The organism is Herpetosiphon sp., assembly GCF_003512625.1.
GTDB lineage: Bacteria > Chloroflexota > Chloroflexia > Chloroflexales > Herpetosiphonaceae > Herpetosiphon > Herpetosiphon aurantiacus.
In genome coordinates, this window is the sequence record NZ_DOPT01000033.1 from 1 (window position 1) to 17050 (window position 17050).

The window sequence follows — 17050 nt, forward strand, 5'->3', positions numbered from 1 at the left end:
TCCCGCCTCGAGGCGGGACGGAAGGGTGGTGATCTTCAATGATTGTTAAGAATCTACCCTTAAAAACTCATCCTCTAAGGCAGTTTTAGCCAAGCAAAGCGCGGTCGATGCCCATGGCCACAAAGAGCAGCGCCAGATAGAGCAATGAATAGCGATAGAGCTTCCAAGCCGCAGCATGCGAATGGTCGCGCATCATATTGGCGGCGTAATACAAGAAGATTGCCCCAAGCACCATCGCCAAGCCAAGGTAGAGCAAACCAACCACTTGCAACGACACCAACATAAACGAAAGCGCAATCATAATAAAGGTGTAGAGCACAATTTGGCGGCGGGTTTCAGCTTCGCCCTTGACCACAGGCAACATTGGCACGCCAGCTTTGGCATAATCTTCGCGGCGAATAATTGCCAAAGCCCAAAAATGCGGTGGTGTCCAATAGAACACAATCGCAAACAGAAACACAGCGGGCAGCCACTTAATTGGGCTATCCACAAATAAATTAATATCAGTGCCAGCCGCCCAACCAACCATTGGCGGAATCGCCCCCGCCGCGCCGCCGATCACGATATTTTGCACCGTTGTGCGCTTCAACCACATGGTATAAATCACCACATAGTAGAAAATACCGCTAACTGCCAAAATTGCCGTTAACAAATTAACGGGCAAGAGCACCAAAAATGACAACACGCTGAGGGTCAGGCCAAAGCCCAAAACTTCCCATTGAGTTAGACGATTATTGGGCAATGGGCGTTTTTTGGTGCGGCTCATCACTGCATCAATATCACGATCGTAGAACATGTTGATCGCGTTAGCGCCACCAGCTGCCAACGTACCACCAAGTAAGGTCAAAACGACGATATAGAATTTGGGCCACTCGCCGCCATTAGCCAAATACATGGGAATCAAGGTGGTCAACAACAGCAACGAGATAATCCGAAACTTCATCAACACCCGAAAATCAGCCAATTTGCTGTTGGCTTGGGCTTTGGGTGTGCTGATGTCGCTGTGGTAAGCCATATAGGCGACTAAACCAGTGATAATGGTCGTAGCAACCGAACAGGCCAAATTGGCCCAACCAACCCAATCGGCGTAGGTGGTATTGACCAAGGCAATCACGGCGATGCCCAGCGGTTGGGCGAGCCAAGTGAGCCATTGAATGGGCCGATGAGCAGCGCGTGATGAGCCAACCAACGAGACCAAGCCCAGCAAGGCTGTTAGCAACAACCAGGCAAACAAGACCGGAGCCAGCGTATGCTGTGGACTCAAAACCCACCACAGGCTATTGATGGTTGTTAAAGCACTAAAAACCGCCGTCAACGCCGCCGTTGGGCGGAACGAATCGCGAGGTTTGGCAGGCAAGCGTTCGCTGATGGCTGCGCTAACCTCATTTTGTTGTTCAGGGGTGGCAAGAGCCGGCATAGGCCTCGGTTCCTTTGTACGCACTAACAAACAGGCCGTTCACGTTGAACGGCTGATCGCTATGATACCATTGTTTGATTATGTTCTCTCAAAGATATAGCATAGCCAATTGGCAGTGTCAAACGCCAAGGGCACTTTAGGGGTCAGGGTTCTGTTTTCAGGGTTCAGGTCGAGCGTAAGCGTTATAGGCTATCGGCTATGGGCTATTGGCTTTTGAATTGCCGATCATTGGAATGATCATCATCGTTCCGATAGCCGATAGCCATCAGCCTACAGCCTAAATTTGCTTGATACTCTGCACATAGCGGGTCAACAACGCCTGACGTTGCTCAACTCTAGCATCGCGCCAACGATACCAACAATAGCCTGCAAACAAAAAGAAAATTGGCCACAGCTGCACCCGATGGCGATAGGCCGTGCCAAAATTGCCATACTGCGGAGCCGCCGCCGCACTGCCAGCCAGCAGATAGAGCCAGAGCAACATTGTTTCGCGCCAACGGCTACGCCACGCCAAGATCATGCCAATCATCGCCAAAACCCACAACGGATACCACAACAGCGCCGCTTCGGGAATGGTCAGCAATTGGGCGGTGCTCTTGGTAGCTTCCCACGGCCACGGTCGCAACCAGAAATTAATCAAGGCAATTGGCAAGTAGCGGGCAAAACCCAGCGGCGTGGTCGTATCAATCGTATTTTCAATTGTGCCTGTGCCGGTTGAGTTGGCCTCGCGTTTTTCGCTAATTGCGCTGAGCGAAAGCCGCTCTTGCAGATAATCGCTGCCCAAAAAGCCATAGCCGCTGCTCGAAAGCACCAAGCCCAAGGCCACAATCGTGATCGCGCTCAAGCTCAGGCGGGTTAGCCAATGACGGGTTTGCTGAAAGCCAATTGTCAAGGCAATCATCAAAGCAATGCCAATTGAGGTTTCGCGCCGCACGCTCATCAACGCCCCAATCAGCAGCACCAACAATGGAATTTGCCATAACGACGAGCGCAAACCTTGACTGGCTACATACAAAATCCAGACTGAGAGCAGCACCACCGCGCTATCTTTGAGATTTTGCGAAGTCCACAAAATCAGCGATGGCATAATTAACATCCACAACGCGGCAAACCGCCCAACCCGTTGATCGAAAAAATGGTTGCCTAATTTGGCCGTGTACACCGCCGCCATGCCAGCAAACAAGCCATTAGCCAATTTTACCAGCAAGGTATTTGGCCCAAATAACCAAAAAATTACTGCCGAAAAATAAACATAGCCCGGCGCACCAACCGGGGTTGAAACCACCGCCTCGTAACTAGCGAAATAATTAGCGTTCCAAGCTTGGGCAATCGTCATGGCATGCGGGCCATACGCTGCGCCATCACTCAGCGATTCAAAACTGGGCCAGAGAAATTCGAGCGCAAAGCTGGCTCCCCAACGCAGGCCCATCGCTGCAAAACAGAGCAGCAGCATACCCCGCAACTCGTCGGGCTTGCTAATTAGCCAAACCCAAGCATAACCAATTGCGGTTAGGCCAAGGCAAAAGGCTACGCCTGCCAAATAGCGCAACGGCATCAAACCTGCCAGCCCGCCTAAACCAAGGCAAACCACGGCTACCAATAACGAACTCAGCCAACGATGATTCTTAATCCACATAATTGTGCGCATATGGCCTCATTTGGTGATGAGTTTGTAGCCATAATTCTAAGGTGAGCAATGTCCAAAGTTGATGTCCAGCGTTCATTGTACCAGCCCAATGCGCGTGGCAAAGTTGCTCAAGTTTTGGTTTGGGCAGCCATTGCTGAACATGGCTGGTCGTTGAGAGCAAGTAATCGTGCAGCATTGGCTTGAGTTGTTGGCGAAACCATTGATCAAGCGGCACACCAAAGCCATGTTTAGGTCGTTCGATGATGATTTTTGGCAGGCGTTCGGCATAGGCTTGGCGTAAAAGCCACTTGCCACGCCCACCGCGCCAATGCAAATTGGCTGGCAATTGCAAAGCCCACTCAACCAATTGCTGATCCAAAAATGGCGAGCGAACTTCTAAACCATAGGCCATGCTCATACGATCGGCCTTGACCAACAGATCATCGGGCAAATAACTCCCAAGGTTATAACAGATTAATTGAGCCAGCGGATCAGTAACGCCTTGGGTTGCTTGGCTAAAGCGTTCGGCGGCGCTAGGTTGCAGTGCCGGCAAGCCCCAAGCGGCTAATTCTTCGGGTGTAAAAGCCATCAGCCAGCGCGGAAAGCCCTGGGCAAGCGGCAATTGAATTTTTGCCAGCACCCGTTTAAGCCGGGCCAAGCGACTGCTCGCTTTGGTTTGTGGCAACAAGGCAATGGTTTGCTCAAGCATTTGGCGTAGCGGTCGCGGCAATTGCTGATAGCGCTGCGTCCATAAGCCTGCGCCAAAGCGTTCGTAGCCAGCAAACACCTCGTCGCCGCCATCGCCCGATAAGGCCACCGTGCAATGTTCACGGGTCATTTGGCTGAGCAAGGCCATGGGCAAGGCCGACGAATCGAGAAATGGCTCATCGTAGTGGGCTAGCAACTGGGGTAATTTGGCGATGGCATCAGGCTCAACCATAAAACACTGATGTTTAGTGCCAAGCTGTTTGGCAACCAATTCGGCGTAGGAACTTTCATCGTACCAGCCACCACCAGCAAAGCCAATACTAAATGTGTGCAGTTGCTGACCTAACAAAGCTTGAGCCTCGGCCACCACAATGCTTGAATCTAAGCCGCCGCTCAAAAACGCACCCAATGGCACATCGCAGATCAAGCGTCGCTCAACTGCGGCTCGCACCAACTGGCGCGTTTGTTCAATTGCGGCTTTGTCTGAGATGTTAAGCCGTGGTCGTTGGGCGATCTGGCGTGCTTGCCACCATTGCCATTCGCGAATGCTGCCCGCTTGCCAAACCAAGGCATGGCCTGGGGCAAGTTGCTGAATGTTGGCATACCAAGTGGCCGGATTTGGCACATAGCCATAGGTCAAATAGGCGATCAGCGCTTGTGGATTGAGGCTGTGATCAAGCTCAGGGTATTGCAGCAGCGCTTTGATCTCCGAGCCAAAGATTAATCCATGCTTGGTTTGGCTATAGTAAAGCGGCTTTTTGCCCAAACTATCACGCACCAGCCATAAACTTTGGCTTGGTTGATGCCAGGCTGCAAAGGCAAACATGCCTTCCAAACGCGAAAAAGCCTGCTCGCCCCATTCAATCAAGGCGGCCAGCAGTACCTCGGTATCGCTGTTGGTGCGAAATTGATGCCCAAGCCCATGCAATTGTTGGCGCAAGGCCTGAAAATTGTAGATCTCGCCATTAAAGACTAATTGCCACGCACCATCGGGGCTGCTGAATGGCTGATCGCCAGTGACTAAATCGATAATGGCCAACCGCCGATGACCCAATTGAGCATGGGCAGTTTGCCAAGTGCCCGCACCATCTGGCCCACGATGCATCAATTGTTGGTTCATGGCCTGAACAGTGTTTGGCTCGATTAAGCTTGTACTGACGATTCCGCAGATTCCACACATAGATAATCCTTGAGTGCTGCCACAATCGTGGGTTGATAGCGCTGCACGCTGTATTCGGCCTCGATTTTTTGACGGGCGGCTTGGCCGAGCGTTTGACGCAACTGCTCATCTTCGAGCAAACGTGCCAAATAATCAAGCCATTCCGCCGAATTATGCGCCAAAAATCCAGTTTGGCCATGCTCGACAATATGTTGATTGACTCCGACAGCGCTACAGACGCTAGGAATTGCCGCCGCGCCATATTGAATTGCCTTGAGGCCACATTTGCCCTCGGCCCATAAATCAGCTTCAATTGGGTATAAACCAATGTCGATCTGCTGAAAATCATGCCATTCGCGGGCTTGCTGCCAATCGTGATTGATACATTCAATGCCTTCAATTTCAATCGGCTTGGCTGCACCAACCACCAACAAGCGAAAGCGATAGCGCTGCGCCAATTGGCGCAACACAGGCACAATTTGCTCTAAATAGCGGGCGGTCGAATGGCTGCCAATCCAGCCAAGCGTGCAAATATGCGGGCTTGGCACAGATCGCGGCTGGCACTGTTCACAATCAACCACAGTCGGAATAATCTGCACATTGGCATTGAAGCGCCGCGCATAATCGGCCAAATAGGCATTGCCCGCCCAAACCATGCTGCTCAAGCTCAATAGTTGATCGGTTTTATTGGCTGGTCGGGCCAAACGGCTCAGCCAGCCATTGATACTGCGCTTAGGATCGGTTGGCAGAAAAATCGCATCATCAAAATCAAAAATCACTGGTACGCGCCGACTAAACCAACGCTCAATCATTGGTGCGCCGATCAAGGCGGCCTCGCGTTGCACAATTACGGCGGCTGGCTGGCGCGGCAATTTAACCAACCATTGGGTCAAAGCGCTCAGCATCGCCACGATTTTTTGCGGGTAGTGTTTGGGTTGGTAGAGCAAGCGCTGAAGTTGCGGCGTGGCAAAGGGCAGATAACGCAGTTGAATTCCTGCTGCTGCCAAAGCCGGAGCATAGGGCATAATTCGATAGCGCACACTGGCTGTTAGCATTGGTTGATAGGCTGTCAAACAGAGTACAGTGTGCGGTTGGTTCATGCTTCTAACTCTCGATAACAGGCGGCGTAGCGTTCAACCGCCAGCTGCAAATCAAACTCACGTTCGGCCAAGGCCCGACAGCGTTGAGCCAAATCGGGCTGTTCGCGCAAGGCTTGATAGGTTTGCCACGCTGCTTGATAGGCCGCTACGTTAAAATCATCAAGCTTGATTGCCACGCCTTGAGCGAATAATTGATCGCTATCGCCGATGCCTGCATTACTAAAAATTGGCAGCCCACAGGCCAAATATTCGCCAAATTTGGTTGGCGACGAGGCAATTTTGGCATAGCTGGGCGTGATTAAGGAAAGTGCTGCATCGGCCACGCTGAGCCATTGAGCCACCTCATTGCTGGCCACACCACGGATTGTATAAGATTCTGCGGGGACATTCAAATCCTGCAAGGCTGTGATCAACGGCTGGGGATCTTGGTTGGAGAGTACCAACCAGCGCAAATCTGGCTCAGCGTGCAGCCACGAGGCAAAACATTCGGCCATATCGCGGCTACGATACCCGCCACCAAGCGAGCCACTATAGACCAAAATTGGGTTGGTTTGCCAACCAAGGGCTTGGCGAATTTGGGTTCGAGCGGCCAAATCGCGCTGCCAAACTTGCAGATTGGCCGAGCATGGAATAATTGTGGTTTTATTGGCGATGTGCGGTGTTTGGCTATGTTCGGCCAAATAGGGCAAACTTTGCTGGGTTAGGGTCACAATCTGCTCAGCTTGTTGCAGGCTGGCACGCTCAAGTTTTTTGAGCAAACGATAGACCAAGCCTATGCGCGGCATGCCCAAATCGGCGCGTTCATCGGCCCAAAAACCGCGCAGATCGAACAGCAAGGGTAGTTTGAACCAGCGTTTGAGCAAGAGGGCAATCGTCATTGGCACGGTCGAGCGAATGTGCAAAGCTTGAATTCGATAGCGCCACACTGCCACGCTAGCCGTCCACAAGCCCAATGCCAGATCATACAAGGTTGCTGGGAGAATTGGGCGTTGATGATAGCGCAATGGCAGCCAAACCAAGCCGTGGCTTTGCAAACGCTCAATCAAAGCTTGCCGCCGCGCCAGATCGGCCCAACGCGCCGCCTTTTCAAACGAAAGAATCACAAATTGATGGCCATGCTGAGCAGCCAAGCCCTCTAAATAGGGCAAGATTTGAGTTTGACCAAGTGGATCGAGTAAGCCATCATAGGTAATGTAGAGTGTTTTTAGCATAGGTTTCTTGTTGGGGGTCGGGGGTTAGGGGCTAGGTTGAAACCACGAAGAATACCAAAAGAGATAAGGATTGATCTGTGCCCTCACCCCCAACCCCTCTCCCACTGCGGCGGGTGAGGGGCGTTTGGTTTATTGGTTCCCCCTCGCCTCGCCTGCGGGAGAGGGGGCTAGGGGGTGAGGGCATGCTGGTTATCTTCGTGCGCTTCGTGTTCTTCGTGGTTAAAGGCCTGTTCCCCGATCCCCAACCCCCGATCCCCACTAAAAAAACAACGAGCCGTGCCAAAACGACACAGCCCGTTGCCCAAAATCGTCAAACGATCTTATGCGCCGACTTCTTCTTCGGTGGTAGCTTCGGTAGCGGCTTCGGCGACCACTTCAGCTACAGGAGCTGCTGGTGCTTCGGCGGCTTCACCTTCGCCATCGACGCGGCGCAAGCTCAAGCCAAGGCGTTGGCGTTGGCGATCAAGACTGATCACCTTCACTTGCACTTGTTGGCCTTGTTGCAACGAGTCGGGCGATTGGCCGTTTTCGGTCAATTCTGAAGCGTGGATCAAACCTTCAACGCCTTCTTCAACGCGTACAAACACGCCGAAAGGAGCGATGTTGGTTACTTCACCAACGATCAATTGGCCGAGGTCGTAGCGTTGATCGATGGTTGCCCATGGATCTGGCTGCAAACGGCGCAAGCTCAAGCCAATCCGTTCGCGATCGCGATCGACTTCCAAGACGTATACTTGGACTTCTTGGCCTGGTTGCAAGACTTCGCGTGGGTGGTTGACGCGCTGCCATGAAAGCTCTGAGATGTGAGCCAAACCATCAGCACCGCCCAAATCGATGAAAGCACCGAATGGAGTGAGTTGGTTGACCCGACCAGTGACGACTGCGCCTGGTTCGAGGGTTTCGAGCAAGCGTTCCTTTTGCGATTGTCGCCAGCGTTGCATAGCGGCACGCTCTGAAAGCACCAAACGATTGCGATCGCGATCAACTTCGATAACTTTCAAAGGAATATTTTGGCCGACCATCTTGGTCATGGCGCTTTGTTGGCCTTCAGTGCCAGTGCGGCTGTGCAAGTTGACCACTTGTGAGGCTGGTACGAAACCGCGCACACGCCCAACTTGAACCAACAAACCGCCCTTGTTGTAGCCGACCACGCCAGCTTCGATGATTTGACCATTTTCGAGCATCGTTTGGGCTTCTTGCCAATCGCGCTCGACCTGCACCATGTTCAATGAAAGAACCAGTTCGCCTTCTTTTGATTCTGGCTCCATCACGTACACTTGCAGTGTGTCACCGTTTTTGATCCCACTGACCAATTCTGGCGGCAAACGGCGCAGATCTTGGTTAGGGATAACGCCCTCGTGTTTTGCGCCAATGTCAACCAAGATTTGGCTGTCTTCGACGCGCATGACGATACCTTCACGCAATTGACCGCGTTCTGGGCGTTGATAATCGTACTCAGCAAGCAGTGTCGTCCAATCTTGAACGGCATCCATGCTTTCGGTGTCCACTGTCATCGGGTCTCCAATAGTGTTGATGGGTCTGCGAGCAAGCCCGCAGGGTTAGGCCAATGCGACCAAATTAAATATTCGGAGAGCTTCATTCGGGAGGCGCTGCGTAGAAATGGGGATTTACGTGCTACCGCTCCAAAGTTGCATCTATAGTCAACGCCAAACAGCGAGGTCGCCCGCTGACTGTTCAGCTAAAAAAATGGCGTTAAAAAAGCGCATCACGTGATCGTGCTTTGCGCGAAATGCATCTTTGTTTGACGGTGATTTTGGGGAAACACGAAACGCTGTGTTCTCCTTCGCTGGCTATCAGCACAACCACGACTCACAGAGACGTAAGGCTACGATCAACGAAATTTAATGGTTTTTACGCGACTGCAATTATACGTAGGTTAGCAGCGAATGTCAAATCTCAATTAATCATTTGTTGAGCCGATTTTTTATCGATCGATTTTATACTATTCATAGTTCTCCACCCTTCCGTCCCTCCGCTGGAGGGAAACGCAAGGGGCTTTAATCCCCCTGCACCCCCTAAAAAGTACGTTGTAGAACGATATAGTTCATCATTTACCCATTATCCATTATGAATCTTGTGTACGAATAAGCCCAATTTCAATAATTATTGAGATCATTATTAAAGCGCTGGTTCGGCACTGGCAATCGCAATTGGCTCAGCTTCCAAGACTGCGGTTTCACGCGCTTGTTGAATTTCTTCCGTCCACTGGGCGGCGTACAGCTCGGTAAAGCCACAAGCGCTACAAACTTGGGCGGAAAGTGGTCGATGGCCGGTCGCCAAGGTTCCCATCACCATAATTTCCACTCCATCAGGCGTAACTAAGGCCGAGGTCGTCATATCGTTGGTACATTTTGGGCAGTGCATAAAGCCTCCTTGGTTGTGCTCAATCGTGGTTATAGCAGAAGCAATGCCGCGATTTTGGCGATTAATTATTAAAAATTCCAATCTTATGTTAATCAAAATTCACAAGTTTGCGCCTGTTTTATGCTACACTCCATAGTACATCCAGCAACTCAATTTAGAAGAGACAGTGTTGTTTCCCATTGTTCCTGCATCATCTCAGCATTAGGAGGTAAGGAGTGTTGTTGTATCGACGATTAGGGATGTTGTTTTGTGTGTTGTTAATTGGTGTATTGATTCAGCCTGTGCAGGCCCAATCCACAGTGCCCTACCAAGCAGGTTTCCCCGATTCTGAGCCATATGGCAGTTTTTTTGCCTCGCCCAGCGTGGTTGATCTTAATAATGATGGCAAATTAGAAGTATTAACCGCCGATAGCACTGGCTGTATTTGGGGCTGGGATCAAGATGGCAAGGAATTGGCAGGTTTCCCTTGGAAAACAGGCACCGTCTGCGATGATGATCCACGGATCAATAGCTCATTAGCGATTGGCGATATTGATAATGATGGCAAACTCGAAGTTGTCGCCGGAACTCGTGGCAGTGCCGCAACTTCTGGGAAACGTGGCAAAGTCTTTGTGTTCGATAATCAGGGTCGAGTACGTAGCGGTTGGCCGCGTGAAATGGCTTGGGCCAATATCACCAACGGCAACGAGCCAGAATTTATGAGTGTAACAATTGCCAATATCGTTGGCGATTCACGCATGGAAGTGATTGGCATTACCACCAACGAGGCAGGCAGTGATACCAACTATGCGCCGAATGTGTATGCATGGTCGCATAATGGTGCAACTGTCTCAGGTTTTCCAACTTCATCGCACAAAGGCTCTGGGGCATTTGGTCAAGTCAGCGCTGCCGATATTGATAACGATGGTTATGCCGAAATTCTGATGGGCCGTGATGAGCTGTATTTTTATGCCTACAATGGCAAAGGCCAATTGCTGAGTGGCTGGCCATTGCAAACCTATCTCGATGAAAGCAAACGCACCTGGGGCAAAGATAAATATATTGAATACACGCGGGTTGCACCAGCGATCGGCGATTTGGATAATGATGGCAAGCAAGAAATTGTGTTTGCGGGCAAAGTGCGCGATCCGCTCAGTAATCACGAACAAACCACCAGTGCCTTGTTGGTCGTTGGGGCCGACGGTAAGCGCAAAGCTGGCTGGTCGGTTGGCAAAACGGTTGGCAGACCCCTCAAAGCCAATTATTTCACGCCCAACAATCCTGTGGCCTTGGCCGATTTTGAAAACGATGGCAAATTGGAAATTGTTGTGACCTACGACGATGGCACAATTCGCGCCTACAAACACGATGGCACACAGTTATGGTCGTATAACTACACCAGCGGCAAAAAATTGTATGCCAGCGAGGTGGCAATTGGCGATGTAACTGGCGATGGCAAAGTTGATATTGTGTTTGGAACCTATAGTTTTGATACAACCGCCAATACCTATGTGCGCTTGTATGCGCTCAACACCAGCGGTGCAAACCAAGCGCCGTATCCACTGAAATTTACCTATGAACCGAATAGCACTAATTTTAAAGGTATTTCGGCTGGCCCAACTCTAGCCGACCTTGATCGCGATGGCGATACTGAGATTTTGGCTCATAGCAAGGGCGGCGTTTTATATGTTTGGGATACGCCAGCCCGCTATCGCTTGGATCGTATGCCATGGCCGACGGCGCGACAAAATAATTATCGCAATGGTAAATATACGCGCTAATCAAGATTGCCCTCACCCCAACCCTTTACTCACCAGAGTGGGCGAGGAGGCTAGATTGCAAGGATCAGTTTTAACAACCCCTCGCCCACTGCGGCGGGCGAGGGGCTTTAAATGCGTGGTTCTACCATAATGCGTAGCGCTTCTCCCTCGCCTCGCTTGCGGGAGAGGGGCTAGGGGATGAGGGGAATATGGGTTACATTGAGCCAGTTGGCTCTTTGGCTAGTTGGCGGCGTTTATGGCCAAAACGTGGCATGTTGAAACATAATGGCAGCGGACGTTCGCCTGTCCAAGGGGCTGGCGGGGCGGTTACCAATTTGGCTAATTCGATCAACACTTGATCGTAATTGACCCGCCAACCAGCAAAATCACGCCATGCTTGGTCGCGATCAGCTTTGAGTGGCACGCCACTAGCGATCAATTCAGCACAAGCCTGATCAAAATCAGCCCGCGTGATGCTAATTGGATCATCGGCATGCGGCGTGGCATTGTAGGGAATCATATACAAATCGGCGATGCGGCGCAGCGCCAAATAGCCCGCCCGAATGCACAAATCGGCATCTGGCTGGCGCGGGATATCAAGGGTCGAAACTGCCAACGCTGCGGAATCCAACACCGCCGCTGAAGCGGTGATCCACGAGCGATACGGCTGGGGCGAACGAAAAAACGCCAAGGCCGCAAAGGTGGTATGGCTCTCCTCTAATTCGGCAAACCATTGCTCCCAAATTGCCCATTGCTCAGGCATACGCTCCAAATTATGAATCCGCTGATAGCGCTGAATCATGGTAATTGCCGATGGCGGCGTGCCTGCCCGCACTTCCAGCAAGGTCACGGCTTCTTCGCGCTTGGAAAAAGCCCCGTACATCGTTGGCAGATAGGCAATTAACAAAGCCACAATGCCTAAGCCAACCGTTGCCGCCAAAAAGGCCAAAATTGTTTCAACCGTTGAATCAACTGCGGCAAACCCCAGCGTCAACATCGACGAGCCACTCAGCAAAAATGCTTTACTCCAAGGATGCTCGCCAACCGCCCAAAACATACAGGTAAAGCCGGCAATTGCCAACACCATCCAAACCACTGGAATAATCAGCAAGGCCACTGGCGCATAAAATGCCAGCACCCGATCGGCTTGTTCGTAGTTGTTGATTCGGCGCAAACGCACCAAAAAGCAGCCGTAGACCAGCCGAAAGGTGGTGCGCGTCAGCCAAACATTATCGCCGCGTGGCAACACGACCATGCGAATCGCACTAAATAGCGTGAATGCCACAATCACCAGCCCGATCAAAAACACCCCAAGATTGATTAATCCCTCAACAATTGTCATAGTATCCTCGATGCTTGCAAGTGCCTTGGGATATTGTATACCTTGAAGAATAAAGTCAGAAGGCAAAAATCAAAAATGGCTTGGGAACATTTCGTGTTATTGGGGGCTGGGGATTGGGGGCTGGAGATTGGGCGAATTAACCGCGAAGAGCACGAAGCACACAAAGAACGAGGGAATCAGAAGTCAGAATGCGAGATAAAAGTTTTGAACTATCCCACCACTGGCCCCTGATCCCTGAATCCTAGTCCCTCTCCTGCTCTGCGTTAAAATTTAATGCTCAAACCCTGTTCCTATGCTCTATGTGTAATGGTTCATTCGGTTGGCAACCATGGTTCATTCCCTCACCCCCTGACCCCCTCTCCCGCACGCGAGGCGAGGGGAACCGCTCTGGGAGTTCTCCCCTCGCCCGCCGCCGTGGGAGAGGGGTTGGGGGTGAGGGAACGCTGGCGGTTGTTAATACAATGAACGATTACATCTATGCTCTAGGTTCTTCAATGGTTAATGCTGAGGCTTTGGTGCTAAAGGCTTCGCAGGTGCGGCCAGTTGCGGCATGATAGGCTGGACTTAAGGCCACAATCACCGCATCAACGTGGCTGGCTTCGACCAAGGCCACGCAGCAGCCACCAAAGCCAGCGCCAGTTAGGCGAGCACCCCAAACCCCAGGCATATCGCGCAACAACTCAGTTAGTTGATCAAGCTCAGGGCCGCTAACTTCATAATCATCGCGCAGGCTCCAATGCGATTCGTTCATCAACTCGCCAACGTAGCCAAAATCGCCTGCCCGAAACGCGGCGGCGGCTTTATGCACCCGCTCATTTTCGCTGACAACATGGCGGGCACGTCGATAAATCACTTCTTCAAAGCGATCTTGTTCAACGGCTTGGGCCAGCAAATCGCTGTTAACATCGCGCAAATCGTTGATGTTTGGGTCGAGTTGACGCAAGATTGCTACAGCTTGTTCACATTCGGCGCGGCGTTGATTATAAGCCGAGCCAGCCAAGGTGCGTGGCACGCCACTATCAATCACCAAAACTGCCACTTCAGCCGGAATCGGCACGGCCTCAATTTCCAACGAGCGGCAATCGATTAATGTGGCATGGCCGGCAACGCCTGCGGCAATCGCAAGCTGATCCATAATTCCACAATTAACATGGGCATATTCAATTTCGGCGCGTTGGGCAATTTTAGCTAATTCAGCGGGAGCAATCGTGATGCCTTGGGCGTAGAGTAAGCTAAAAGCCAAGCCAACTTCTAATGATGCTGACGAGCTTAATCCGCCACTCAGCGGCAAATCACCATCAATATTAATCTCAGCGCCTTGCAACGCGTAGCCAGCATCAAGCAAGGATTGGGCTGTTCCGCGCACATAATCACGCCAATCGCCGTGCGTGCCAGCCGCCAAATTAGCCAAATCGGCTTGATCATGTGCGTTGAAACGTAGGGCATGCACAATCAACTGCTGATCATCACGGGGTTGAACCTGAAACGTCGTACCACGTTCAAGCGCCAGTGGCATAACAAACCCAGCGTTGTAATCGGTATGCTCGCCAATTAAATTTACCCGACCTGGAGAACGAACAAAAAATGCAGCTTTAACCTCGGTCATAGCCAAATGCTCCAAAATCTATCAAATGGGTACGTTAGCGAGCGAAGGAGCACTGCCAAGTTCAGTGGAATACAGCAGAGGGTATAGACCAAACAGCACCCAATAGCGGGATTGGATGCTGCTTGTCGAATGAGCCACAGCCGATCTTGCAAGCCAACGCACGAAGCGATTGGCTAGATCTTATGCCTTATTGGCTAAATAATCAATCATGTCAATTTTGGTGATGATCCCGCGTACAACGTCGGATTCATCGACCACCACCCCGACTTGACCACGGCTAAATACTTCGGTCAACGCGTCGATACTCGTGTCGGGGCCGACGGTTGCCACGGCGCTACTGACAATATCGCTAATTTGGTGATCCATCTGACCAGCGCCCGAAAGCAGATAATCCAACAAATCAACTTCAGTAATCAAGCCAACCAAGGTGCCATCATCGCGCACGACTGGCATTTGCGAAATATCGTTGGCTTTCATATCTTGGATAACTTGGGCCACGGTGTGGGTTGCTTTGGCTGAAATGACCGAGCGTGGCCGAATATCAAGCAATTGGCTAATTGGTTCGCTTTCCAAGAAACCATTTTCGCGCATCCAATCGTCTGAGAAGATTTTGCTGATGTAGCGCACGCCCGAATCGGGCAGCAGGATCACAGCAGTTTTGCTTTCGTCCCAATTTTGAGCACGCAACCAGCGCATCGCACCTGCCACGGCCATGCCACACGAACCGCCGACAAACAAGCCTTCTTCGCGCACCATGCGGCGAGTCATCACGAACGATTCTTTATCACCAACCTGCACCACATCATCAACATATTGGAAGTGCATCGTGGTGGGCAAGAAATCTTCGCCAACCCCTTCAACTTTATAGCCAAAGGCTGGGCCAAGCTGGCCAGTGCGGAAATATTCGGTATACAACGAACCAACTGGGTCAATCCCGACGACTTGAATATTGGGATTTTGCTCTTTCAAGAATTTAGCCGTACCGCTGATTGTACCGCCAGTGCCCATGCCTGCGATAAAGGCATCGATTTTGCCAGCAGTTTGTCGCCAGATTTCAGGGCCAGTGGTACGGTAGTGGGCCTCAGGATTGGCTTGGTTCCAATATTGACCAGCTAAAATTGCATTAGGAGTTTCTTCGGCCAAGCGCTTGGAAACCGAATAATACGAGCGTGGATCGTCTGGCTCGACAGCAGTTGGGGTAATTACGACTTTGGCTCCTAAAGCACGCAAATAACGAATTTTTTCGTCACTCATTTTGTCGGGCATCACAAAAATCGTTTTGTAACCACGGATTGCTGCGGCAATTGCTAAGCCCGCGCCAGTATTCCCGCTGGTTGGTTCGACAATCGTGCCACCTGGTTTGAGTCGGCCTGAGCGCTCGGCATCCTCGATCATGGCAATCCCGATGCGGTCTTTGACCGAACCACCTGGATTCATGTATTCGACTTTGGCCAGCACTTGAGCGCGAACCCCCCGATTAACCCGATTCAAGCGAACCAAGGGCGTGTTGCCGATCGCGTCCAAAATGGTGTCGTGAATTTGCGGCATCGCCATTGTTGCCGTCTCTGTCATTGGGTGCTCCTGAGTTGATTGATCTGTCATGCTTTCTATCCTAATCGCAAAAATTCAATGTCGCAAGCGCAAGGCTTGGCCTCATGGTAGCACAAAGCAAGGAGGAAGTTTAGAACCTAGCGCATCAATGTAAGGGCTTATGAACTTAATAATCCATCCCTCTTGTTCCCTTTTCAAGGGTAGGTTTTAATCGTGGTCTGTTTCGAACTACGGATTCCGTGGTTCATCGATGGATAACGAACTGCCCCTGATTGCGCTCGAGGGGATGCGAGGGATCAAAGCCCCTGGTCATCCAATAAGCCATTGGAAGTGCTAGCGAGCTTGAAATAGTGCCAAATAGGCGGGATGCCAAGGCAAATTGCGCCATAGAACCGCAGGAGCAAAGGGTGAATAGGTTTCAAAGACAGTTTTGAACCCAGCAGCTTCAGCAACGCCGCGAAATTCAGCCCCACTTGGCCGATAAATATGGGTTGGGTCGGCATCATACGAGCCGCGATAAATGCGGGCTTGCAACCGATTGCCAATTGTCGGCAAGTGCGCTACAAACAAACCACCTACTTGCAAGCGTTCGCGAATTGCGGCAACCGCTAAGGCTGGCTGCTCCAAATGTTCAACCACGTTGATCGCGGTAATCACATCGAAATTAACGCTAAATGGCAGTCCATCTAAAATGCTGCCAACGAATAATTTGGCTTGGGGCATGCGTTGTTGCGCTTGCGCCACAGCATAAGCTGAAATATCAGTGCCAAATGGCTCAAACGGCGGGGTCATCGACTGCAAAAATAAGCCTAAGCCGCAGCCAATATCCAACAGTCGCCCAGTTTGGCGAAAACGCAATACATGGCGACGAATATACCGATCACGTAAGGTATCAACCAAGCTTTTGCGTCCAGCCTCAGGCCGCGACATCGCATAGTAGGCCTGATCATAGGCATTTCCATCGGGCATAGCAGCAACCCCTTCAATTAACAATCTACCTAGGCTCAATCATGGTGATAGCGATTGAGCACCAAAATGTGTGCCAGTATTCAGTGTAGCATCAAACTGCATTATTGATCCACGAAGCAACATGAAGGGCACAAAAACGGTTTTTAGCCACAGATGAACACAGATTAAGCAGATTATTCCTCTATGGCTAGGCACTAGAAGTTCGCATCCTCATGACATTTCATCGCTCGTCCCTC

12 protein-coding genes are annotated in these 17050 nt (G+C 51.2%); 1 reads left to right on the plus strand and 11 read right to left on the minus strand.

Annotated features, from left to right (window positions below; genetic code table 11):
- Positions 1-85: 85 nt before the first annotated feature.
- The 7 genes from DEF47_RS07755 to DEF47_RS07785 all read right to left on the minus strand — a co-directional run bounded on the left by DEF47_RS07755 (position 86) and on the right by DEF47_RS07785 (position 9607).
- Positions 86-1417, minus strand: a complete 1332-nt coding sequence (locus DEF47_RS07755) for a heme o synthase (protein ID WP_012191238.1) — start codon at positions 1415-1417, stop codon at positions 86-88.
- A gap of 277 nt (positions 1418-1694) precedes the next feature.
- Positions 1695-3065, minus strand: a complete 1371-nt coding sequence (locus tag DEF47_RS07760) for a glycosyltransferase family 39 protein (protein ID WP_012191239.1) — start codon at positions 3063-3065, stop codon at positions 1695-1697.
- Positions 3043-4932: an asparagine synthase (glutamine-hydrolyzing) gene (gene asnB / locus DEF47_RS07765; RefSeq protein ID WP_012191240.1), complete on the minus strand. Its 1890-nt coding sequence runs from the start codon at positions 4930-4932 to the stop codon at positions 3043-3045. The genes DEF47_RS07760 and asnB overlap by 23 nt, the downstream gene beginning before the upstream one ends.
- Positions 4896-6011 carry a glycosyltransferase family 4 protein gene (locus DEF47_RS07770; RefSeq protein ID WP_012191241.1) on the minus strand — a complete coding sequence of 372 codons (1116 nt, stop codon included), beginning with the start codon at positions 6009-6011 and terminating at the stop codon, positions 4896-4898. The genes asnB and DEF47_RS07770 overlap by 37 nt, the downstream gene beginning before the upstream one ends.
- A complete protein-coding gene (locus tag DEF47_RS07775; RefSeq protein WP_012191242.1) occupies positions 6008-7222 on the minus strand; it encodes a glycosyltransferase in 1215 nt (404 codons plus the stop codon). Before DEF47_RS07775 ends, DEF47_RS07770 begins: the two co-directional genes overlap by 4 nt.
- Before the next feature lie 320 nt (positions 7223-7542).
- On the minus strand, positions 7543-8736 hold the full coding sequence (locus DEF47_RS07780; RefSeq protein ID WP_012191243.1) for a 30S ribosomal protein S1: 1194 nt from the start codon (positions 8734-8736) through the stop codon (positions 7543-7545).
- A gap of 625 nt (positions 8737-9361) precedes the next feature.
- Positions 9362-9607 carry a hypothetical protein gene (locus tag DEF47_RS07785; RefSeq protein ID WP_012191244.1) on the minus strand — a complete coding sequence of 82 codons (246 nt, stop codon included), beginning with the start codon at positions 9605-9607 and terminating at the stop codon, positions 9362-9364.
- 215 nt (positions 9608-9822) lie between these two features.
- Here DEF47_RS07785 and DEF47_RS07790 point away from each other — a divergent pair, with 215 nt between their 5' ends.
- The gene (locus DEF47_RS07790; protein ID WP_012191245.1) at positions 9823-11367 is read left to right on the plus strand and encodes an FG-GAP repeat domain-containing protein; all 1545 of its coding nucleotides are present in this window, start codon (positions 9823-9825) and stop codon (positions 11365-11367) included.
- A gap of 193 nt (positions 11368-11560) precedes the next feature.
- Here the strand turns inward: DEF47_RS07790 and DEF47_RS07795 are convergent, their stop codons facing one another.
- From DEF47_RS07795 to DEF47_RS07810, 4 genes are all read right to left on the minus strand, one after another.
- Entirely contained in the window at positions 11561-12688 is a 1128-nt protein-coding gene (locus DEF47_RS07795) for a hypothetical protein (protein WP_012191246.1), read from the minus strand.
- A 475-nt stretch (positions 12689-13163) separates the two neighbouring features.
- Positions 13164-14294, minus strand: a complete 1131-nt coding sequence (galK, locus tag DEF47_RS07800) for a galactokinase (RefSeq protein ID WP_012191247.1) — start codon at positions 14292-14294, stop codon at positions 13164-13166.
- 180 nt (positions 14295-14474) lie between these two features.
- A complete protein-coding gene (locus tag DEF47_RS07805; RefSeq protein WP_012191248.1) occupies positions 14475-15866 on the minus strand; it encodes a cystathionine beta-synthase in 1392 nt (463 codons plus the stop codon).
- A 312-nt stretch (positions 15867-16178) separates the two neighbouring features.
- Entirely contained in the window at positions 16179-16814 is a 636-nt protein-coding gene (locus DEF47_RS07810) for a class I SAM-dependent methyltransferase (RefSeq protein ID WP_012191249.1), read from the minus strand.
- Positions 16815-17050: the final 236 nt, after the last annotated feature.